Below are 23199 nucleotides of genomic sequence, written 5' to 3'. Positions count from 1 at the left end.
ATGAACAAAGAACTATTTCTCCAAATATTCAAAGCACCATACAAACGTCAATCGTTTATTGACAATGTGCTTTTACCAACAGTGCAGGGCAAGGTGGACAACCTTGAAATCTATGACGAGCATGGTGCTCAGGAGATTGAGCTAACCAATACAGAAGCGCAATACGCAAAGTCCGCAGTGAAATATGGCGAATTCACTACGCGAAATGAAATTGGGCGAAAGGTTGAGTTGTATGAAGTGATTCTGCATGACCACAAGCAAGTGGAACGTAGCCGAGTTGGGATAGCCTCTCTTATCAAAAAACAAATCATTGGAAACAATGCGGTGCTGGTGAATTTCGCATATGCAAACCCACAGAACCGCTCTTGGCGTTTCTCCTTTATCGCGCATGATGCTGTCTTTACAGAAGGTGAAATGGTTCAATCCGAAACAAATCCTAAACGCTACACTTACGTTTTTGGAGAACCTGACGAAACCTACCGCACTGCTTTGGAGCGGTTTTACACCTTAGGACACGAATACGCAATAACAGTTGAAGCGCTCAAGGAAGCATTTGGTGTTGAAGCTATGTCCAAGGCTTTCTTTGACGAATACCGAGACATTCATTACCTCGGTTTTGTGGACTACCTCACTCGCTCCAATTTCAAGCAATCAGTATTCAATGGCAACGAAAAAGCCATTCGCGACTTCGTAAAGAAACTCCTCGGCCGTATCGTTTTTCTCTATTTCATTCAAAAGAAAGGTTGGTTAGGCGTTAGAAATGGTAAGTACGGTGATGGGGATAAAAACTTTATGAGCAATTTCTATAAAGAGTTTGGTGCCAATGAATCCTTTTATTCAATATGGCTTTCAAAATTGTTTTTTGAAACTTTAAACAACCCCAGGCCAAATGATGCTTTTGAAATGCCTGATGGAAGCACCGTTATGATTCCTTACTTGAACGGTGGTTTGTTTGAAAAGGAATCGAACAAATATGACTTCCTCACTTTCCCTTCTGACTTGTTTACGGAGTTGTTTGACTTCTTCGATCAATACAATTTCACCATTTACGAAGACAGTCCTGAAGAACACACCGTAGCCGTTGATCCTGAAATGCTTGGTCACATTTTCGAAAACTTGTTGGAAGACAACAAAGACAAAGGCGCATTCTATACGCCTAAAGAAATTGTGCATTACATGACGCAGGAATCGTTGATTGAATACCTGCACACACAACTACCAACCGTTGAACGCAAGGAACTTGAAGCTTTTGTAAAAAGCAAAGACAACCAATTAACCGAGGAGCACAAAAAGGTAATAGACCAAAAACTAGATGCTGTAAAGATTTGCGATCCTGCAATTGGTTCCGGTGCATTCCCGATGGGCTTGCTTCAAGAGATCTTTGGCATGAAAGAACGTATTGCCTTTGAGCTTGGCTACACCGTTTGGAGTCCGGCAACGGTTAAGGAACATATTATTCAAAATTCCATTTATGGGGTTGACATAGAACAAGGTGCTGTTGACATTGCCCGATTGCGTTTTTGGCTGAGTTTAATTGTTGACGAAGACATGCCGAAAGCTCTGCCAAACCTCGATTACAAAATTGTAGTAGGCAATTCATTGGTAAGCAAATTTGAAGATGAAATCATTGAAATAGATTGGAATACCGATGACACTTCAGGTGGCTTATTTGGGCAAGATTTAATCGCTGAGAAAACGAAACTACTCCAGGCTATTTCTGAAAAACAGAAAGCCTTTTTCACAGCTGACAACAAGACGAAGCCAAAATTGGCAGCTGAAATAAGAAACCTCAAGCTTGACATTCTTGCAAAACAGCTTGAGTTAATGATAGAAACCAAAGGTGCAAGTCAAGACAAGAATTCCCTGAGGCAAGCTTCAAAGAAGCAGATCGATTCATTTATTGATACAGAGGGTTGGAAACGCACTTTGTTTAAGGTAAAGGCGCTCAGAAACAACGATAAATCTTTTAACCATTTTGACTGGAAGCTTGACTTTCCAGAAATATTGAATCCGCATTCTTTGTCTAATCCAGGGTTTGATATTGTTATTGGTAATCCTCCCTACAAAATTGAGTATGATGTAAAACTTAAAAAAGAACTCGAGGCGCAGTACAACAGCTTTAAAAGAAACAATGATCTATATGTAGCATTCTCTGAAAAAGGAATAGCACTTCTCAGACCTTATGGAAACATGGCATATATCACGCCCAACACATTCCTGAACGGTGACTATTTCATGGAATTACGAAAGCTATTTTCGAATAATCGATTGCTCGAAATCATTGATTTTAAAAACTCAAAAGTATTTCGTGATCCTACCGTATTTGTATGTATAACTAGACTGATTAAAAATCATATACCTAAATACCAAGCGAACTATGTCGAGATTGACGAATCACTTGAGAACAGAATTGTTAAACCTATAGAAATACTACAAGATAATCCCAAAGGCTTAATCCCTAATCACCCACTTGTAGACAGACTGTTGCATGAAAAGGAATTTACATTTGATGACTATTGTTATATAAAAGATGTAGGGTTCAATTATTGGAGTAAAGGAGGTGGAAAAGACAGAAAGGGAAATTCCATTGGAAAAAGAGTATTGTATAGTGGTGAACAAAAGCACCCGCGTGACATTCCATATATTAAGGGAAGAGATATTGAAAAATACCAGGTAACAACAAAACCAACAAATTTTCTAAGACACAATTTCGAGACTTATTTAGATCCTAATGATACATTTAGGTATAGTCCTGATTTCCTTGAGAGGGTACCCAAGATTGTTTACAGACAAACTTCTGACAGGATAATTGCGGCTCTCGATTACAACCAATTTTATTGCGACAAAACAATTCACCTAATTGTACTCAAAAACTCGACAGACCAAGAAGACTCTATTTTGCAATATCTTCTGGGACTATTGAACTCGAAATTATTTGCATTCCTATACCCACAGATCTCTAAAGAGGATAGTGGCCGAACTTTCAGTCAAGTAAAAACTACCTACATAAAGAAATTACCCTTAATCCAAGGGTATAATTCAACGATTTCCCTCACAGTTTCCTACTTGACATATGTAACTAATTCTAAAGAGTTTACGGAAGCTAAGAAACTAGTCTTGGATGAACTTTCAGAAATTCTGGACGCCCTTACTTTCGAGCTTTATTTTCCAAATGAATTTCGTTCCAAAGGCATACTTATAGAAAACTATGCTCGACAGCTTTTCGTGTCATTTGAGGGCCTAGGAGAGCAAGAAAAGATCGAACGAATAAAAATGGTTTATGATGAATTGCGTAAAAAAGAAAACCCATTGCGTAATCAAATCAAGCTTATGAAAATTGAGTTGAAAGACTTATTGCTACCAATTTTAAGTGTGTAGGACATGCAGAAAGTCAAGTCAATCACACTGCGCAACTTCAAGTTTTTCTACGGCAATGAAAACGATTACCCACAGAACAAGCTAACGCTCAATGGAGAGAACCTGTTGCTTTACGGTGAAAATGGTAGTGGTAAAAGTTCAATCTATTGGGCACTCTATACTTTTCTGCAAAGCTGCCTAAAGGATGAACGCTCGAAAATCGAGAAGTACTTTAATCCTACAGATCCTCAGAACCTCAGAAACCGATTTGCCGCAGACAATGACGAATCAGGAATTATTATTGAGTTCACTTCTCCAAGCGGAGGAACGATAAAGGAACTCAAAAGGAATACCGATGGCACTTATAACATAAACACCTTCCAGGATGTGTTCGTGCAAAAGGCAATTGAAGGCAGTGACTTTATCAATTACAAGTATCTCTCAAAACTCTACGATTTTAGAAACTCTGAACCTATTGACCTTTTCCCGCTCTTCGTAAAGGAGGTTTTGATGTTTGTCAATTTTGAGGTTGGCTACTACCAGCATGATGGAATTACTTCAACGAACACCTATGCCAATCAATGGTGGGATTTTATTTGTGACGCACCTAATCAATTGCCATATAGTGGCAATGTGGTAAGAGTCGGTACGGAAGAATACCAACGATTTAAAAACACCACAATTCCTCGTTTTGTACAGTTGCTTAAAGACTTTCTAACCGATATTGCTGATAGAGCGAATAGCATACTCGAAAACGACTTTAATGAACCATATAAGATCTCATTCAAGACAGACACGATTGAGTGCGATTACAACAAAAACATAAGCACCAGAGCGAAGGATGGTAAAATCCACAATCCTAAAATCCCGCTTCATATTCAGTACAGGCACGGACATTTCGAAAATGGTGAAGAGCAAATACCAAAGCCACATACATTTCTGAATGAAGCTCGTTTAACCGCCATTGCCCTAGCTATTCGCTTTGCGATCTTGGAGCGAAGACCTATTCTTCCGAATTCTGCGCGGTTACTAATCTTGGATGACCTGCTTCTTAGCTTAGACATAAGTCACCGTGACAAAGTGCTTGATTTAATACTTAGTCAAACTTTCACTGATACTTATCAAATCCTCATTTTCACGCACGACAAGGCGTTTTTCAATCTATGCCGAAGCCGAATCAATGACCGATTTAAAACAGGTTGGGTTTTCAGAGAAATGTATCAAGATGAAAACGATGCAGGTATCCCTATTCCATTTGTTCCAGTCAATCAGAACCATTTAGACAGAGCTAAGAAATATCTAAAGACTTTCGATTACCCAGCTTGTGCCAATTATCTGAGAAAAGAGACTGAACGGCTGTTAGCATATATCCTTCCGAAAAACATGACGCTCCATTCTCATGAAGACGATGATGAAGGAACAAAGCCATTGAAATTGGAGAACATGATTGCCAATTTGAAAAAGTACTTCAATGAAATAGGTGTTGATTTCACTCCATTTGAGAAGCTAAAAGAGCATAAGGATTTATTGATGAATCCATTGTCTCATGATAACATTGATACACCAATTTACAAAAGGGAGTTGCTCAGTTCGATCGAACTAATCGAAAAACTCCAAAGTCTGAAAGTTGTCGTTTATCCAACGGACTCAGACCACCAAAATCCGCTAATACTCAAAGAAACAGACACAGCCGGAGACGATTGGGAATACACTTTTTTCTTGCATGAAAATTTCCGAATAATCAAAGACTTGAATGGCGTTTGGCTTATTAATAACCCGAAGTGCTTCTTCACAACAAGAAAGAACATAACTCAAAACTTACCAGACGAAGTGCTAGATACTGAAGGAACAATGGTGAGACTTTATGCTATGATCAGGTTTAAAATAGGCACTAAAACCAAGCAGGCCGACAACCCAAAGGACTTGAAAGACATAATCTACATTGACGGACAGAAACTAATCGACAAACTGAATGCATAAGCCAACGCAAGTTCAAGCACATTGCAATCCTCCTTCGTGCGGTTGCAAAGAGCTTTCACGCCACCGCAGACAGAAAAGAAAAAATAAAAAACGGGGCACAACATAGGCTAAGAAAACATGCAAGCTAAAACGGTAAAATGAAATTAATCACACTAAATAAACTTCACCACTCGGCCGACAGCTAAGCTGGTACTTTCACCGTGCTTGCTTTAGCCATGAACGTTGTGGGTAATACAAAATAAAAATTAAGAAACAATTAATTACATTATGAACTAATAAATACAATAATTATGGACAGACGCGATTTCATTGCAACAGGTGCATTAAGCACAGCAGGGATGATATTTTTCCCGGGTAATCTGCTCGCTAAGGAGAGCAAAGAATTATTAAAGACAAAATTTCCACAACCCTTACCATTCAAACAAGATGGAGAATGGAAAGAGTTTGAACTTTATGTTGATGTCAAAATACAAGAACCGGCACCAGGTTTCTCATTTCACACATTGGCATTTAACGATATGGTGCCTGGGCCAGAAATCAGAGTGAATTATGGTGATAAAGTCAGGGTTAAATTTAAGAATAAGTCAAAATTAAATCACACCATTCATTGGCATGGAATGCACGTACCTTGGCGTATGGACGGAGTACCAATGGTAACACAACTAAGTGTAATGCCCAATAATGAATTTATTTATGAATTTGAAGCAAAACCTATAGGGACCCATTTTTATCATTGTCATTGGGGAACCGTTTTACATATGCAAGCTGGCATGTTCGGTAGCTTAATAGTTGAAGACCCTAATGATACCATTAAAAAGCAATTCCCTTATGAGAGAGAATATACATTAATTTATTCTGCCCACGATGTAAACTTTATCAGGCAAGAAATGAATAGAATGTTGGAGCGCATGGATGAACGTTCTTATTTAATGAGTAAAGGAAGATTTGACCATGAACGTTGGGCAGTCTTTAATAATCATGACCAATTAAATGAATCTATTAAAAATGGATGGGAACCACCATACGCTTTAAACAGACGTGCACCTGCAGGAATTCCACAGGCTGATTGGTTTACAGTAAATGGAAAATCTTATCCTGATACACCATATCTTTTCATTAAATCTGGTGAAAATATTCGTGTTCAACTCATAAATGCTGGTGCTGAAATACATAATTTACACTTACATGGTCATGATTTTTGGATGGTAGCTGATGATGGTATTCCTATACCACAACCTTGGAAAAGAAACACAGTACCCCTTACACCAGGAAAGACTTACGATATTATTATCGAAGGAAACAATAGAGGTATATGGACATTTCATGACCATGACACCCGTAAAGTGACTAATAATGGTCTGTACCCAGGTGGAAATTTGTTAGCTCTGGTTTATGAAGATTTACCTGAAGATGAATTGATTATCTCTAAGTATTCTGGAAACCCAATGTATAAAAATACAGGGATGAATATGAATTCAAATATGAAGAGTATGCTAATGGGCGATGACAAGCTACCCAAAATTGCCTTAGACGAATAATAACCAATAAATAAAGAAGAAATGAAAAAATATCAATTAACAATAGTATTCCTTGGGTTAATATTTATGCAAGGATATGGTCAAGGAAGAGGTGAAGATTTATTACCCGAAATAGAAATCGGTTTTAAAACCATTACAACAGGCAATTATTTTTCAAACAAAGGCACTCCATCCTTAGACATTCCAGTGTTGAATGAAGGAGAGAGAACCATTTCTGATTTTTCGGATAGTTATTTTATGATTGGTGCTAGACAGAAACTATATAAGGGATGGAGAGGTCAAATGGTTTTGGGATTTTCTTTTCCTGATGCAAATACCGGACTGGGTCAGGTTTTCTACAATCAAATAATGGCGAGAGTTGAAAATAAAAAGAATATAATCACAATTGGGCGCACAACTACCCAAACAACATTGGGTTCGTTTACTACTTTTCGTGATGATGATGTAATGCAGTTTAATTATATTTTAAATCCATTCTCAAGTGGCATTAACACAGAAGACAACCAATATGCAAATGTTCTTGAGTACACCCGTATATTCAAGAATCGGTTATATGTAACATTACATGGTGAAAACTATCAATCTTTCAGTAACCCGAATGACTATTCTTTAAATGGTATAGGAGGTTCAATAGTTTATAGAGTGCCTGAAAGTCAGGTTTGGAAAAGGGAAATTATAAAAGAAATTGGGGTAAGTTCGGTAAACTTTGACATTGAAAACCCGAATTCACCAGGCTCAAACACTTATTTAAGTAATCTAGCCAGCTATGTAGCGTTAAATATTCACCCTGATCCTGTTCATTTCGTTGATTTTAAATTAATGAACATAACAAATTTTGGAATTGATGGTATTTCAGATATAACGAGTTATGATGATTATACAAGGAGCAAAAGCCAATCATTTTTTGGAATGGTTCGTTATTTAAACAGGAAACTTGAACGTCCTAATTATCAGATATCAATAGGTGGTGGTTACAAGTCATTATCTGAGATTAATGGTGGAGCCAATCAGTATGTTCTTATTACAAATATGTTTTACAGAATAGGTAACAATTTTGACTTTTTGGTTCAATACAGGTATCACGAAAACAGAGGTGAGTTAATTCCTTTGCTAGGTAAAAGCCAACATAGATTTCAAGTAGGATTATCTTTCTCCTTCAATAAAATATTCAATAATCAGTTTGATGACAGAAACTCAATCTTGAACTTAGAACATGGGTATATAAAGTAAGTACTCCCCACAACATTGTATAAAAGCAATAGCGGGTGAAGTGGTAAATTCAAAGCTTGTGCAATTTATAAACTTTGGTAGTAACCGGACAGGTAATCGCCTTGAAATCCGCTACTGCTTTTATACTTGACCGTTGAGCACCATTATGACCCGTCCTAAAATATGCCTACACACAAACATGTAGATATGTATAAAAATGACAAGACCGTAAGACGGTACAGCGAGAGTTTACAAGGGTTTTTAGAACGTATGGCATCCCTAAACAAATCCATACCGACAATGGCAGTCCCTCCATGGGTAAAGGCAATACAACGTTTTACCGAACTCTCTTATTGGTTCATTGAACTTGGAATTATGCCTGTCTATTCAGACCCTTCGCACCCTGAACAAAACGGAAGGCATGAGCGCATGCACCGTGATTTAAAAGCTGCTTGCGCTAAACTTCAGCCCATGATCTAAAAGCTCAACAAAGGCGTTTAAATCGTTTTGTAAAAGAATATAACCATGTAAGACCACACGAAATCCTGAATATGAAAACACCTGCTTCTTTCCATGATTTTAAGACCAGACCATTCCCCGAAAGAATACCAAACTTTGAGTACGAATCAGAGATGAGAGTACTCAAAGTGACCAAGAACGGATCAGTGAGATGGGGTTCTCACAACCGGGTTTATGTATCTGCATCTCTACAAGGAAAATACATTGGGGCTTTAGAAATGGGAGGTGGAATCTGGAGAGTATTTTATAGAAACGTATTTTTAGGTTACTTTAAGAAAATGAATTAAGAAATAAGGAACAATCAGTAAGGTTAGAAACTAATTTAGTGTAAACCCTAATCTATAACTTGTGTAAAGGATGTTCCTTAACGAACAAATATTCATTGAGTATATGTACTCCTTATTTCTCATCCATTGCTTTTTTTTTCAAAAGATGAGAAGCATTTCCCATTTATTTCCCAACTGAGTTGAGAAAACACTGAGAAACGTACATGGCTTTGTCTGAAACTTGTCCACGCACAAGCCTTCAGCGTAAAAAAACCTCTTACGGCCTCTAATGAGTGTTTTTCAGCCAAACAAACATATCACGTGGAGAATGTGGTTTTGTTGGAGTTGGGGTAAGGCAGTAGATTCTTTTAACCTAATGGCATATACATAGGGTGTATTCAATGATCAAATTGAGAGAAAAAGCTAAGATCAAAATTCACTTACTGAGAAAGAACAACAAGAGTACTGGGCTAATTGTCAAACTCAGGTCTGCGCACAGTCTATATCTGCCAATAAGGCTACAGCCGAATTTTCTAAACACTCTAGATTATCAGGCATGTACACTCTAGCTATTCTTACTTGAGAAGCTAATTGGCCACACTTGGCAAAAACATTCTTTAGCTGATCTGATAAAGGCGGGTTTCCATAAAGATATTCGGTTAGAATCTGTAGTTTTTCCAAACCAGTGACCGATTCAATCTTGGGTGCTTTCAGTTCTTTAGAACGGCCACTTAAAATGTAAATGACCTTCACATCTACCGAACTGTCGTAAAATGACCCCGACCATTGTTCCAATTTTAGCCAGTGCTCCGTATTCCCTTCTACAGTTTTAAATACAGGTATTCTAGAAATAGCATTGAGATTGAGGTGCTCAATGGTTTCAAGAGAAAGTTTAAGCAAAGGAAAACCAGGCCGAACAGTTGCTGTGTTTAGTTTTACATCAACCAAAGAACAATCATCACTTAATAGCGACACATTCCTTTTCACTAGCATTGATGTGAGTGTTGATTTGCCAGCTCCAGAATTTCCCGCAACAAGAAAACCTACCCCAGAGAACGTCCTAAGTGCTGACGCATGAATAAGCAATGTACTACGCAACCTCAAAAACAAGGGGATTGCAGTACCTAGAAGGCCGGCCAGACAATCGTGAGCTTCCTCAAAACTCCGCTGCACTTTTATCATCGATTCATCGATTGAAACTATGAACAGCAAAGACTCTCCTTTAGGATTTAGGTAAAGGACATGATAATGTTCCTCAACTTTAGAGAGATATACCCCTGGTGATTTGCCTTCATTGTATCGTTGTTCAGGAAGGAACTCAAATTCCAAATGGAGATCAGCCTCTACTTTACCTGAAACCGAAGCAAAAGGAAGTTCATACGTGCTGCGCACAAAAAGACCAAAAATCAGGTACGTTGCGCTCTCCTTCTTTTCGGCAGTACCAAAACGTGGGCCTTTATTCACGCTTTTTGCCAGTAAATACAAGAATGATTTACAAAATGAATGGGCTCTTCGATACCGTTTGCAGTTCTAAATTCATCAACAGCTTTTCGGCATGGAGATAAAAATCCATAATCATCTACTATGACAAAGCCTCCACTGGAAACCTTTTCATATAGATTTTCAAGCACCTGCATGGTGGACTCGTACATATCCGCATCTATACGGAGTAGGGAGATTTTATCGACAGGAGCATTTGGCAAAGTATCAGAGAACCAACCTTCCAAAAACTCAACATTCGTATCCAAAAGGTCATATCTCTGGAATAATTCCTGAACCGTATCTTTGTTGAAAGTAAAATGCGGATAATTGAATTCGCGCCAATCGATACCAGATTCAACATCTTCTGGATGACTGTTTTCTGGCAAACCTTGAAATGAATCGGCAAGCCATGTTTTACGGTGACTTTGAGAATACACCTGTTGAAGTCCTCTCATAAAAACAGCCGCTCCACCTTGGCAAACGCCTGCTTCAAAGAAATCCCCTTCTATTCCTTCTCTAAAAACATGCTCAGCACAGCGTTCAATGTTATCCAATGAAGCTAAACCGACCATAGTATGAGGGAAACAGTAATTGACACCACCGCCTAAACCAATAGCTACTTTGTTAGCGATCAATTTGCCATAGGCCTCTGTCTCACGATACCTTATATCTCTTAGGTAGCGAGTTTTTTCAGCCTTGTTTTCTAATACTTGGAATTTTTCCGTGTCGGCAAAGTGGATTCTTAACTCATGCTCAGCATAAAGGAAGTTGGCTAAATTCCTTTTCAGGAGATTTAAATAACGGTAAACCTCCGAAAAATCCTCCACAGCTTCAGGCACTTCCTCGAGTACTCCAGCTTCCTTCAAAGATTTCAAATAAGGACTTACTGACTGATCAAGCGTGTTCAAATCAACGCCATACTCGATCGACAGATTCTGGAGAAGTATTTCCTTAGAAGTAGGATACTCTAACAACTCCCAAATGCGAAGCCCAGTATCCTTTAAGGCCAACTTCTGATGGCCCTTATTGGTGCTGAATAAAAGAGAAGATTCCTTACAGAAAACCTGCAAGGAAGACCTTCTGTAAAAGTTCATCCTATTATGAATAAAAACTCATATCTGCCCCATTACCTGAGAAATCGGCCTCGGTCATTTTCATCTCAAGCGTTTCAAAAGTCGGTTCTTTCCACTGCTTTTTAGTGTTACCGTTTTGGATACCTTCGTTCTCATTTTTATGATCTTCGCTGGCATTTCCTATTTGTTCCTTATTCATCTTAAATGGTGTTTTAGGTAGTTTTTACTTAAAAAATTATAAGTCTCAAATATATCAAGAAATAAGTACAATTGCTTTTTTATTAAAAAAAACGCATAACATAAGAGCAAATTTACCACTTAGGTGATGCGAGGAAAAATAAAAGAAGTCAAAACCGACAGCATTTTCTCTAATTCTATTTTTTCGAGGAATTCGGAATTTCCTTTCGATTTAATATACAGTATGAGTTGAGAGAAATCTCGCTACCATCAAAACGCGAAGAATCTTATGAGTAATTATCCATTCTTGTTTATAGCCAGAATTAGAATGAATGTTCCTCCATGCTCTTTCCATAGCTTCGAAGTCAATAACGGAACTTACAAAAGAATCTCCCCTCAATTCCTCAAATTCACTCATAAGTTCATTCTCTACTTGCTTTACTCTAGCATACAAATCGGCAGATTGCTTCCCCTTAAGAGTATTTAACCGCACTGAATCTGGCAAAACGCCCTTCATAGATTCTCGAATAAGCATTCGCTCTCCGGCCTTATTTGCATAAAACGGTTCAGGAATTGAAAAGCAGAATTCAATCAGTTGAATGTCTGCTGTTGGATCAACCATCTTTACTCCACTCTGTAGATTACTCACACACCACAATCGACTATGTCCCAAAGCACCTAATTCCAAAATCGCCAAACGCTCTTCTTCAGGCATAATTAATCGGTTATCGGAACCTACTTCCTGAGCAAGAAATCCATTACTTGCTTCAAAGAAATCTTCTTTCAAATAGGAAAACTCCTGAACGACCTTAGGACGCCCATGGTTATTTCGACCAAACCTCAAGGAAAAATCATTGGTCATTGGTCTAATAAGTTTCCGATAAACCGCCTTAGGCCATAAAATTTTTTCTTGCCTTGCATAGCCAGAGACACCACTTAAAGCGCTGGCAAACTTTCCTTTGAAAGCACTCTCATAAATACGATTGGCTCCTCCACTCCAAGAAATACTTCCATTTCCAACAGCCCCCGTCAACAATATATCTAAACCATCTTTATTGGATGTATTTATCAAGTCAAACAACCAATACAAAGCCCCTGGTCCCGGGATGGGCTCAAGCCCTAAATCCACTGCATTTCGAATAGCGGCTATGGGTGATATCCCCTCTGAAGAAAGTGATTTATGGTGTATGTTCGGGAATTCTTGAGCTACCTTGTGCGCGATTGGCCATTCATTGGCTAATATCCATTTCGGTGAAGCATAATAAGGCACCGATGTATATGACGTTATCGATCTATCTTCGAAAGCCAATTGCTGAGCCGTCAATGCTGTTACTGAAGAGGAATCCAATCCTGCACTGAGCGTTGTTCCTACAGAGGCAGTTTCGCGCAAACGGCTTTTAATGGCTTGATTAAAATGAAATATAAACTCTTCGTGTACTTGATCTTGAGAAAGAGAGGTATTTCGCTTCTGGATATTTCGTAAATCCCAATAAGAATGAGTACTCTCTCCTACCGTAGAAAACTTAACAAAACGTGCATGAGGGATTGATTTCACCCCTTTAAACCAGGTTCGTGCCCAATCTGAACCTGGGTTATTTCCTAAAAAACGCACTAAACTCTCTGAATTCAACTCGGGCTTCACCCAAGAAAGAGCCATTAATGCAGGTAAGTAAGAAGAAAAAGCTACAAACGGAGGCTTGTGAGCATAAAACAAACTTGTCAACCCCAAATGATCTCTGGCCAATATCAATTCTTGTTCTTGAACATTCCAAGCGGCATATTGCCAATCACCATACAGTTTTTCAGGTGTAGTTTTGCCCCATTTTCTATAACACAAATGGACAAGCTCGTGATCTGTCAGTTTCAGTTTTTCGGAGCTGTTTAGCTTAAGCTTATCCGCTAGTTCCGACCTATTGTCCAAACGAGCTTCAACCGTGAAAAGTCCATTGCGATCATTACTTTCAAAGACTTGAATATTTTCAGTTTTTTCAGAAAGAGGGGCGGCTATGCCGAATACTGCATTTTCGGAATATTGAACCTTAGTTCTATAACCTAAATTGCGCTCAACGAAAGTGCTAATCTGATCCATATCCGCAGGATCAATCGCCTGTTGTTCCGTATTAACTATTCCAAATATCAGTCTCATTATTGGCACTTTCTGAAAAAGGATAGACTTGCAATCAGTCCTTTTCTTCAATCAAATTGAAGGTTCTCATTTGTTGAAGAAGCCCAGATACTTGTGTTTGACAGGTTTCAAAGCTCACATCGTATTCCTCTGTCATTCTTTCACAAATTTCATTAAGGGAGATAGGTTGAGAAAGTAAATTCCAAACCATTTCTGAAACCTCATTCAGAGAGAAATATCGGCCAGTCTCCATTTCCATCATAGCACAACCCTCCTCAAGCGGCACGGCCATAACTTCGGGCATACGACAAAATTTCTGAGAAGATGAAATATCCATAACTGCTATCTGATTTAATAATTTGACATTTTTGGCGGACTGGTTTTGCTATTAAGATAGGCTTCTTGCCAACTCTTTGTCTGCGTTTTACCTTCAGCTCCCTCAGGTATATCCTTTCCTCGCGAAGGCCCATCGGACAAAAAATGGCCACAATATTGGCATAAAGTGCTCATCTGATTCCTCATTGCCTTTTCGGTCACTTCGCTTAAATCCTTGATTCCGATATCAAAACCAAAAATGCGATCTAAACTAGCTCCTGGCCCACAGGGATAAAACCCATTCGTAGTCAACCCCATACCAAACTCTTCTGGCACTGAACAACCCACTGAATAATCGGTATCAGTAGGCAAATCAAGATCCTTAGGAGCCACGTTATAAGGGCTAAAATCTTGATTGCAACCTATTTTTCGTGTGTTATAAATTTGAACCCACCCTGGCGCAGCATCAATAAAAGCTTGCACTTCCTTTCCGAAACCGTTGGTCACCAATTCTACCACACAAGGGCGTTGCTTTTTATATTCTTTTAAGCATTCTAAAACTTCAAGAATTCTGGGGTGAAGCGAAGGCTCTCCACCTAGAAGGCTAATAATGTTCCACGTCCAATCGGCCTGAAGGGATTGATTGATAAATTTTTTCACCTGATCGATAGTCATGTGCAGCGAAATAGGAGCTTGCTGACATGACCTGTTACACCCAAAACAGCTCAAATTGCATTCGGAGGTAATTTCTATTTCTAGCCTTCTGGTATTTATCTCAAATTCAGTTTTTCCCATCAGTACGCTGATTCAAAGTGTTCTTGATATTGAAAGAAAATCTTATCCAATTCCTTGTCCTTCATTGTGAATTTCTGCCATGTTTGACGCCACCTCAAAGACATGCGCTGCCTCAAATTTCGATCGGGAAGATCGGACAATCGCACTAGCCATTCCCCTGCCTTACTGAATTCTTCAAGAGAAGAAAGTGCTTGTCCCTCAGCTACTTTTGCGAGCACCAAATAATCTTGCAAAGTGGTCTCCGGAAATCGGGTTAACACATAACGAAACCGAAACTTGGCAATATCCTTTCTGATTTCAGCACTATTCAACTTGTGCGTTTGTTGGTCATGAGCTCGATACCTGATCAAGGGGACCGGCATATTCCCCATTTTGTATTTACCCACAAGTCTTAACCAAAGCTCATAATCCTCAAAAATGGCTTTGGGGTCGTAAGGATTATTTTTCAGAACTTCAGCCTTCACCATGACAGTAGGATGCAAGAGAGCACAACGAAAAATTAATTCATTTGCAATCGCTTCATGTGTTTCAGGAAACCACCACTGACGCTGCTCCTTTCCAAAAGTTCGCGCTTGACTACCACACACATCCAGCCCATGTTCAATCGCCCAATCGAGCTGCGTAGACAGCCTATTCTTCATGGCAATGTCATCAGAATCCATTCGGGCAATCCAATCTCCATCTGCCAGTTCAATTCCTTTGTTCAGTGTTAGCGACAAACCAATATGCGGAAGACTTACTAGCTGTATTCGCGGGTCATTTGCTGCAAAATCAGCTGCAATGGACTTTGAACTATCGGTTGATCCATCATCCAGAATGATCAGCTTAAAATTGCTGTATGATTGGTCTAGAATTGATTTTATGGCCTTTGCTAAATGCTTTTCAGCATTATACATTGGCATAAGAATCGAAATTTTTGGCTGTGCGGTACTATTTTCGACCATCATTCCTTTCTCCAATAAACCCCTTCCCAGTCAATCTGCTCTAATGGTGATGCAATCTGGTTTTCTTCCCGAAATTCGTCAACCGCTAATTTGCAACTAGGGAAAGATCCGTAATCATCGATGATGATAAAACCACCAGAAGACACCTTCTGATAAAGCGTATCCAAAACGCATTTAGTGGATTTATACAAATCCGCATCGATTCGTAAAATGGCAATTTGATCTATTGGAGCAGATGGAAGGGTTTCTTCAAACCAGCCCTCTAAGAATTCCACTCCATCATCTAGAAGTTGATATTGTGAGAAAACATCCCGCACCAACTGGCCATCAAAGGTTAAAATCTGGCATTTATCGTCAGGGTAATCAACCCCATATTTTACGTCAACTTCTGATTCTGCTGGAGGCAAGCCCTGAAAGGAATCCGCCACCCAAGTTTTGCGATGACTCTGCTTGTGTGTAACCTGTAAACCTCTGAGAAAAACAGTTGCTCCACCCTGACAAGCACCAGCTTCTATAAAATCCCCTGGTATATTTTCCGCAAATACGGTTTCAGCACAATATTCTAGATTGTCGAGTCTTTGTAACCCAATCATTGTATGAGGAAAATAGCTAGGATGATTACCAAAGTGCGCATCTCGTTTGGCCGAAACCATCGCCTCAAACTCCTCCGGATACCTTGAACGGATGTCCCTCATCTTCCTTGTCCACTCTAGGCTGGAATGATCAGAATCCTGATCAGAAAGAGTTTTATCAAGACGCAATTCATGTTCAGGATAAAACGCATTTACTAATGAACGTTTTAAAAGTTTCAGATAGGAAAATCTTGCCCGTTCTATTGCTGAAGGCTCAGATTCAAGTTTTTCGACCAAGCCAAGCCCCTCTAGCTGAGAGATAAAATTTGTGACATGACCTTCGACAGTTGAGGGCTCTATGCCATATTGAGCAGCAATTGACGATGCTATTTTGGAAACTGTAGATGGATACTCCAAAGCATCCCAAATGTCCAATGCAGAATCATCCAAATCAATAAGCTTATCTGTTGAAGGCACTTTTACCTTCACAGAATTCTTTGCATAAATCGCAGTATGTTTCCTTTTGTAAAAAAAGTTATCAGTAGGTTTTATAGAGTCAGCCATTTCTGGCTGTAAAGAAGTAGCTTATTTAATTGATTCGCAATCAAGATTTGACGAGAATTTCAGTCGTGAGCGCATTCACTAGAACGATTCAACGTTACTACCGACCATCTCAAAAAGAAATTTACATATTCGAATTTCGCATTGCTCAACGAAAAAATCCCAGCAATAAAGAATGTCCAAGAAATCTCAATATTCTAAGTATTAAATTGAACCGTTGAGGGATTGAAGCAGTTGAAAAATTATTGACCTATCATACTTCTATACATTAAAACACATAATCTAATGAATCAACTTACCTTCAGAAACGGAGACAAATTAGACGCTATTGGCCTTGGCACTTGGAAATCAGAACCGGGTGAGGTTTATAAAGCGGTAAGAGAAGCTATTAAAGCCGGATATACTCATATTGATTGTGCATGGATATACCAAAACGAAAAAGAAATCGGCCAAGCTTTTCAAGATGCCATTTCTGATGGTGACATCAAAAGGGAAGATCTTTTTGTAACCTCCAAGCTCTGGAATGCTTTCCACCATCCTGACGATGTAGAAAAGGCTCTCAGCGAAAGTTTGGAAGCACTTCAGTTGGAATATTTAGACCTTTATTTGATCCATTGGCCTATTGCCCATCAACGAGGAACGATATCACCCAAAACAGCCGAAGACTTTGCAACGCTAGAGGAGCTTCCTATAGCGGATACATGGCAGGTTATGGAAGCAATGGTAGGAAAAGGGCTCGTGAAACACATTGGTGTATCGAATTTCAATATTCCCAAGCTACTGAAATTGATGGATACAGCCCTCATTCAGCCAGAAATGAACCAGGTAGAATCTCATCCTTTACTTGCACAAAACGACCTTTTCAACTTCTGTAAGGAAAATGGAATTCTTTATACAGCTTATTCGCCCCTAGGTTCAAAAGACAGACAAGGCAGAGACAGCAACGAACCAGACATGTTTCAAAATCTAGTGATTAAAGAGATTGCCGAAAAACATGGAGTTCACCCAGCGCAGATATTGATTAAATGGGCAGAAAAACGAGGCACAGCTGTGATTCCAAAATCTGTAAACCCTGAAAGAATTAAAGCCAACTTAGCTTCATATGAAATCAACATTTCTGATGAAGACATGACACGAATCAATTCACTTGATCAAGGCTATCGTTTCTTAGACGGTAAGTTCTGGGAAAGAGAAGGAGGTTATTACACCAGAGATTTACTTTGGAATCAATAAGTCCGAGCAAGCAGCAATGTTTGCACTCATTCTGTTGTCAAAGTAATTGATGGCATGCCCTTTGGATTTTGTAAAGCATAACCCTTTAAATCCTTAGTCATGAAAAAGTTTTCCATCTTCACATTATGTGCTTTCATGGCCATATTAACGGCCATGATTGCCTGTTCCGACCAAGCAGACGAACAACCCACAACCCCTCCAGAACTTCCCCCAAAGTCATCAATGTCTTCAGATATGGGGAATTTCTCCTCAAATGAAGAAAAAAGCACAACAGTTAATGGAGTTTCCAATTTTCAATTTGCGGCAGGTAACGTGATTTTCTGGCAAAGCTTTCTTGCCGTTGATTTAGCTATTCCTGTGGCGGCATTCAATGAAGCGTTCAATCATAATTTTGAATATCTAAAAACCGATCAGCAGTGGAAATCCGAATACAGTGTATCTGTAGCTAATCAAGAAATATCTGCTACCCTTTATGCCAAAAGGAGTGACAACAACAATAAAGTGATGTGGAAAATGTACCTATCCTCAGAGGGAAAGTTTGACGATTTTCTCTGGTTTGAGGGTGAGTTTAACATCAACAATACAGGAGGTTTTTGGACACTCTATAAAAGTCCTTCAGCACCAAGGCCTGTATTAAGAATCAATTGGGATAGAATAGACGGGGAGGCAGTAAGTTCTACCTATACCTTGGTAGATGTCAATTCCGATAAAGAAGGCAGTTCAATTGCTTATGGTTTGAGTTCAGAAAATGGTTTCACACACCGATATGCCGTTACAATAGAAAGCAAAAACCAAGAAGGCTACGACTTATCCATTCTTTATAATCAAGAAACCAGAGTAGGGAAAGTAAAATCTGAAACTCATTACAATGACAACATTTGGCACTGTTGGAATGAAAACCTAGAAGATACAAACTGCGAATAAAAAGAAAGGGATGTATTAACATCCCTTTCTTTTTAAGCGATAAGGTACGGATTAGTCCACCCTTGTTTTAACATATTCTCCTTTAACTGTTCTATCATATCGTCAAAAGCCTGGGGCGTATCCAATTCCTTTACCCACTTTCGCTTCACACCGTCTTTGTCTTCAACGATTTGAAACAAATGATGGTGGGGAGTTTCTACAGAATTACCCTCAGCTGAAAAGCCAATCTCACCTCTTGGACCATCAAACTTTACCTCAGAAAGCGCCTTCTTTAAGTTTTCTACAGAAGCTCCTTTCCCATCTTCTTCTAAGGCTTTCATGGCTTGTTTTAATAAGCTTCCACTTTCGTAAGCCATTAATGCGTATTCATGAGGCACCTTACCGGTTAATCCCTTAAATGCATGTACAAAGGTTGTGTTGGCTTCGTTTTCAGAATGCAGATCCCAACAGCCCACAGTATATTGACCTAAAGTTGCATTGCCAGTTTCTTTTAGCACGTCATCATTGTACATTGAATAACTGCCAGACAAAGTAGGTTTTTCACCATCAATTTGGCTCCAAGTGTTTAAGAATGAAATCCCTTCTTTACTCGAATAAAAAGCCGAAATCACATCGGTCTTATTCTGAATTAGCTCACGAATTTGCGGTTCTGGAGATTCTGTTCTAGCATTCTGATGAGAAACTACAGCCTGTTCAATAACTCCGTCTGCAGCTTCAAAACCAAGGTTGAAAGCCAAAGGAAAACCATATCCACCTTCATGTATACAGCTGGCAGAACAAGAACTTTTACCAATTTCGTTTCCTAAAAAATAACCTTGAAGCCAACTCGACTTCCATGCTCCAAAGCCGTTCACAAAAGTATTTTCACCAAAATATTCTGGATGAAAAAAATCTTCGCCCATCCAATTACCAATTAGTAACACTCCATTAGAAACAAGTAAATCTTGAATACCTGGAATTAAAGAAATATTTAATGGAGCAAAAATTACGTTGATGTCATCCTTAATGATTAAGGACTGAATTTTTTCCTTTACAATTTTGAGATCGGCATTATAACCTCCAATCTCTACAAAATATTGTTGATCTTCCCTTTCTTCTTGAAGCCCTAGCTTAAAGGCTTTAACAATGTCTTGAGAAACCCCCACAATGAAGTTTGAATTCGGCAATACAAAGCCTATTCGTAAACTCATATTTAAAAATCAATTTGGTTTTAGCGAAAGTAAAAATTAAAAGATAGCCGACCCAAGCCGACTATCAGTATTTTCTATTAATTTCTAGATGGGTAAATACCTACAAGAGCAATGCAGATATAAACACCCAGGTAAGGGCTTCTATTGCTAAAGGGGCTACCAGCACCTGTATTATTAATCACGACAGAATCAGACGCCAAGTTCTTATTGTTAGCAGGGTTAGGGTTGACATAAACCAGAGCCCCACCAAGCATACGCCCTTCTGGATTAGCTTGATCAGCAGGGGACCTTTCCGCTACTACATAACCAGTATGATTGTGTGAAGGCAGGTTTGAAACGGTTAAATAAGTCCATTCATTACCGCTTCTTTGCCCCCAGTTAATAGGGGTTAAACCTGGGCCTGTTCCCACATGTACCATTTCTCTACCTCTAAGATCCGGTAAAGCAAAAGTCGTTCTGCCATCTCCTCCGTAAGTTGTTCCCAAAAGAGAAAAAAGAGCTGTATTTTGTGCAATAGGCAACAATTGTCCACTACATGTTGCCCACCCTCTTGGCGCAAAACCAAAACCAAAGGGTTGAATTTGTCCTAAAAATGGTTCCATAATTATTTAGTTTCTTGATGGAAAAATTCCTTGTAAAGCGATACATATATAAACCCCCAAATAAGGCGAGCGATTCGAAAAATCTTGTCCTCCTCCTGTATTATTTATTGTAAGTGATGAGGTAGATAAGTTCTTGTTATTAGCAGGGTTAGGGTCAACATAAACCGAAGTCCCACCAAGCATACGCCCTTCTGGATTCGCTTGAGTAGCAGGAGACCTCTCTGCTACCACATTACCTGTATGAGAATGAGGGGGAATATTGCTAACAGTTAAAGTAGTCCATTCATTACCACTTCTTTGTCCCCAGTTAATCGGGGTTAAGCCAGGCCCGGTCCCTACGTTAATCATAGACCTTCCTCTTAAATCAGGTAAAGCAAATGTTGTTCTACCATCTCCTCCGTAAGTTGTCCCTAACAGGGAAAAAAGAGCTGTGTTTTGAGCAATAGGCAATAATTGCCCATCACAGGTTGCCCAATTCCTTGGCGCAAAGTTAAATCCAAAGGGCTGAATTTGTCCTAAAAATGGAGTATCCATAAGAATGTGTTTTGTTAAAGTGTAATTTAAAAGTGCTGATAAGATACAAATATTATCAAGAGAATTATCAAAAAAATATGCTTAAAACACAGAAATGATGTTGTATTATTAATTCAAAAAACAAAAACAACTCTGAAGAAACAGCCAATTTGAACTAAATCAATTAATTAAAATGAGACAGAAACAAAAAAGGGGCAAAACATCACCCCTTTTATTAATATAAATTTTGTCCACAATTTCTATAAATCGAATTTTATTCCCTGCGCTAGAGGCAACTCAGTAGAGTAATTGATGGTATTAGTTTGCCTTCTCATGTAGGCCTTCCAAGCATCAGAACCTGATTCTCTTCCTCCACCTGTTTCTTTTTCTCCTCCAAAAGCTCCTCCAATCTCCGCACCAGAAGTACCAATATTAACGTTAGCAATTCCACAATCGGAACCAGAAGCAGAAAGGAAAAGATGCGCTTCTCGCATACTGTTGGTCATAATGGCTGAAGATAAACCTTGCACAACGCCATTCTGCAACTCAAGTGCCTCTTCAATTCCTCCAGAATATTTAAGCACATAAAGGATAGGGGCAAAGGTTTCTTCCTGAACGATCTGAAAATGATTTTCAGCCTCTATTATACAAGGCTTCACATAGCAACCACTTTCGTAACCTTCTCCCGAAAGCACACCGCCCTCAACCAAAACTTTACCTCCTTGATCTTTAGCCGCACTGATCGCTTTCTCATAATTCGCAACAGCATCTTTATCAATCAAAGGGCCAACATGATTCTTCTCATCCAGCGGATTTCCAATTTTCAACTGGCCATACGCTTTGACAACGGCATCCTTCACCGTCTCGTAAACATCTTCGTGAATAATTAACCTTCGGGTTGAAGTACAACGTTGCCCAGCAGTACCTACCGCTCCGAAAACGGCACCAATCACTGTCATTTTAATATCGGCATCAGGAGTAACAATAATCGCATTATTTCCTCCAAGCTCAAGAATAGATTTGCCCAAACGAGCCGCCACAGCTTGACCAACAATTTTACCCATTCTGACTGAACCCGTAGCCGAAATCAAAGGCACTCTTTTATCGTTAGTCATCCATTCACCAACTTTATAATCACCCTGAATTAAGTTGCTGATGCCTTCTGGCATTCCATTATCTTTTAACACCTCTGCAATTATGTTTTGGCAAGCCACTCCCGTAAGCGGAGTTTTTTCCGAAGGCTTCCAAATACAAACATCCCCACAAACCCAAGCCAAAGCGGTGTTCCACGCCCAAACGGCAACAGGAAAGTTAAAAGCTGAAATGATGCCTACAATTCCCAACGGGTGATATTGCTCTTGCATATGATGCGCAGGACGCTCTGACTTAATTGTCAATCCGTATAGCTGGCGGGAAAGCCCTACGGCAAAGTCACAGATATCAATCATTTCCTGAACTTCGCCCAAGCCTTCCTGATAAGATTTCCCCATTTCGTAAGAAACAAGCTTACCTAAATCTGCCTTGTATTCCCTGAGTTTTTGACCGAATTGACGAACTACCTCGCCCCTTACTGGCGCAGGAACTTCCCTCCATTGCTTAAAAGCACTTTGAGCCGTGGCAATCACCTTTTCGTATTCTTCTTGAGTTGTTGCGGAAACATCACCAATCAATTTGCCATTTACTGGCGAAAACGAACTGAAAGTATTTCCTGATCCAAAGCTATTTGAACCAGTAGATGTTCCGTTATTTTTAGATTGAACATTTAATTTCTGAAGGGCCTCTTCAAGACCGAAATCCTTTTGTAATTCCATAGTGTTTCGTGTG

20 protein-coding genes are annotated in these 23199 nt (G+C 39.2%); 8 read left to right on the top strand and 12 right to left on the bottom strand.

Annotated elements, in window-relative coordinates:
* The 6 genes from ACXACJ_RS22760 (at window position 1) to ACXACJ_RS22735 (ending at window position 8890) form a co-directional block, all read left to right on the top strand.
* Complete coding sequence (locus tag ACXACJ_RS22760) at window positions 1-3378, top strand: Eco57I restriction-modification methylase domain-containing protein (RefSeq protein WP_475136741.1); 3378 nt, start codon at window positions 1-3, stop codon at window positions 3376-3378.
* Between the two features lie 3 nt (window positions 3379-3381).
* Entirely contained in the window at window positions 3382-5337 is a 1956-nt protein-coding gene (locus ACXACJ_RS22755; RefSeq protein ID WP_475136740.1) for an AAA family ATPase, read from the top strand.
* 290 nt (window positions 5338-5627) lie between these two features.
* The gene (locus ACXACJ_RS22750) at window positions 5628-6875 is read left to right on the top strand and encodes a multicopper oxidase family protein (RefSeq protein ID WP_475136739.1); all 1248 of its coding nucleotides are present in this window, start codon (window positions 5628-5630) and stop codon (window positions 6873-6875) included.
* A 21-nt stretch (window positions 6876-6896) separates the two neighbouring features.
* Window positions 6897-8105 (top strand): hypothetical protein, encoded by a 1209-nt coding sequence (locus tag ACXACJ_RS22745; RefSeq protein WP_475136738.1) that lies wholly within the window; start codon window positions 6897-6899, stop codon window positions 8103-8105.
* A 162-nt stretch (window positions 8106-8267) separates the two neighbouring features.
* A complete protein-coding gene (locus ACXACJ_RS22740) occupies window positions 8268-8564 on the top strand; it encodes a hypothetical protein (RefSeq protein WP_475136737.1) in 297 nt (98 codons plus the stop codon).
* A 71-nt stretch (window positions 8565-8635) separates the two neighbouring features.
* Entirely contained in the window at window positions 8636-8890 is a 255-nt protein-coding gene (locus tag ACXACJ_RS22735) for a hypothetical protein (RefSeq protein WP_475136736.1), read from the top strand.
* A gap of 462 nt (window positions 8891-9352) precedes the next feature.
* On the opposite strand, the gene ACXACJ_RS22730 is transcribed toward ACXACJ_RS22735, so the two are convergent.
* The 8 genes from ACXACJ_RS22730 to ACXACJ_RS22695 form a co-directional block, all read right to left on the bottom strand.
* Complete coding sequence (locus tag ACXACJ_RS22730; protein WP_475136735.1) at window positions 9353-10333, bottom strand: hypothetical protein; 981 nt, start codon at window positions 10331-10333, stop codon at window positions 9353-9355.
* Window positions 10330-11445 carry a PqqD family peptide modification chaperone gene (locus ACXACJ_RS22725; protein WP_475136734.1) on the bottom strand — a complete coding sequence of 372 codons (1116 nt, stop codon included), beginning with the start codon at window positions 11443-11445 and terminating at the stop codon, window positions 10330-10332. Before ACXACJ_RS22725 ends, ACXACJ_RS22730 begins: the two co-directional genes overlap by 4 nt.
* Window positions 11446-11449: 4 nt before the next feature.
* Window positions 11450-11623: a paeninodin family lasso peptide gene (locus ACXACJ_RS22720; RefSeq protein WP_475136733.1), complete on the bottom strand. Its 174-nt coding sequence runs from the start codon at window positions 11621-11623 to the stop codon at window positions 11450-11452.
* Between the two features lie 210 nt (window positions 11624-11833).
* Window positions 11834-13747 (bottom strand): asparagine synthase-related protein, encoded by a 1914-nt coding sequence (locus tag ACXACJ_RS22715; RefSeq protein WP_475136732.1) that lies wholly within the window; start codon window positions 13745-13747, stop codon window positions 11834-11836.
* A 34-nt stretch (window positions 13748-13781) separates the two neighbouring features.
* Entirely contained in the window at window positions 13782-14063 is a 282-nt protein-coding gene (locus ACXACJ_RS22710) for a PqqD family protein (protein WP_475136731.1), read from the bottom strand.
* Window positions 14064-14077: 14 nt separating this feature from the next.
* Window positions 14078-14836 carry a radical SAM protein gene (locus ACXACJ_RS22705; RefSeq protein WP_475136730.1) on the bottom strand — a complete coding sequence of 253 codons (759 nt, stop codon included), beginning with the start codon at window positions 14834-14836 and terminating at the stop codon, window positions 14078-14080.
* A complete protein-coding gene (locus ACXACJ_RS22700; RefSeq protein ID WP_475136729.1) occupies window positions 14836-15783 on the bottom strand; it encodes a glycosyltransferase family 2 protein in 948 nt (315 codons plus the stop codon). Before ACXACJ_RS22700 ends, ACXACJ_RS22705 begins: the two co-directional genes overlap by 1 nt.
* Window positions 15780-16916: a PqqD family peptide modification chaperone gene (locus ACXACJ_RS22695; protein WP_475136728.1), complete on the bottom strand. Its 1137-nt coding sequence runs from the start codon at window positions 16914-16916 to the stop codon at window positions 15780-15782. The genes ACXACJ_RS22700 and ACXACJ_RS22695 overlap by 4 nt, the downstream gene beginning before the upstream one ends.
* A 282-nt stretch (window positions 16917-17198) precedes the next feature.
* Here ACXACJ_RS22695 and ACXACJ_RS22690 point away from each other — a divergent pair, with 282 nt between their 5' ends.
* Window positions 17199-18146, top strand: coding sequence for an aldo/keto reductase (locus ACXACJ_RS22690; protein ID WP_475136727.1), 948 nt, complete (start codon window positions 17199-17201; stop codon window positions 18144-18146).
* Window positions 18147-18245: 99 nt separating this feature from the next.
* A complete protein-coding gene (locus tag ACXACJ_RS22685; protein ID WP_475136726.1) occupies window positions 18246-19070 on the top strand; it encodes a hypothetical protein in 825 nt (274 codons plus the stop codon).
* A gap of 32 nt (window positions 19071-19102) precedes the next feature.
* Here the strand turns inward: ACXACJ_RS22685 and ACXACJ_RS22680 are convergent, their stop codons facing one another.
* The 4 genes from ACXACJ_RS22680 to amaB all read right to left on the bottom strand — a co-directional run bounded on the left by ACXACJ_RS22680 (window position 19103) and on the right by amaB (window position 23186).
* The gene (locus tag ACXACJ_RS22680; RefSeq protein ID WP_475136725.1) at window positions 19103-20260 is read right to left on the bottom strand and encodes an ABC transporter substrate-binding protein; all 1158 of its coding nucleotides are present in this window, start codon (window positions 20258-20260) and stop codon (window positions 19103-19105) included.
* Window positions 20261-20337: 77 nt separating this feature from the next.
* On the bottom strand, window positions 20338-20862 hold the full coding sequence (locus ACXACJ_RS22675; protein ID WP_475136724.1) for a phage tail protein: 525 nt from the start codon (window positions 20860-20862) through the stop codon (window positions 20338-20340).
* A 6-nt stretch (window positions 20863-20868) separates the two neighbouring features.
* The gene (locus tag ACXACJ_RS22670) at window positions 20869-21396 is read right to left on the bottom strand and encodes a phage tail protein (RefSeq protein ID WP_475136723.1); all 528 of its coding nucleotides are present in this window, start codon (window positions 21394-21396) and stop codon (window positions 20869-20871) included.
* Between the two features lie 239 nt (window positions 21397-21635).
* Window positions 21636-23186, bottom strand: a complete 1551-nt coding sequence (gene amaB, locus ACXACJ_RS22665; protein WP_475136722.1) for an L-piperidine-6-carboxylate dehydrogenase — start codon at window positions 23184-23186, stop codon at window positions 21636-21638.
* Window positions 23187-23199 lie beyond the last annotated feature (13 nt).

The sequence above is a fragment of the Roseivirga sp. AWQ4_251 genome, assembly GCF_056158225.1.
This window is presented reverse-complemented; position numbering and strand designations above follow the sequence as displayed.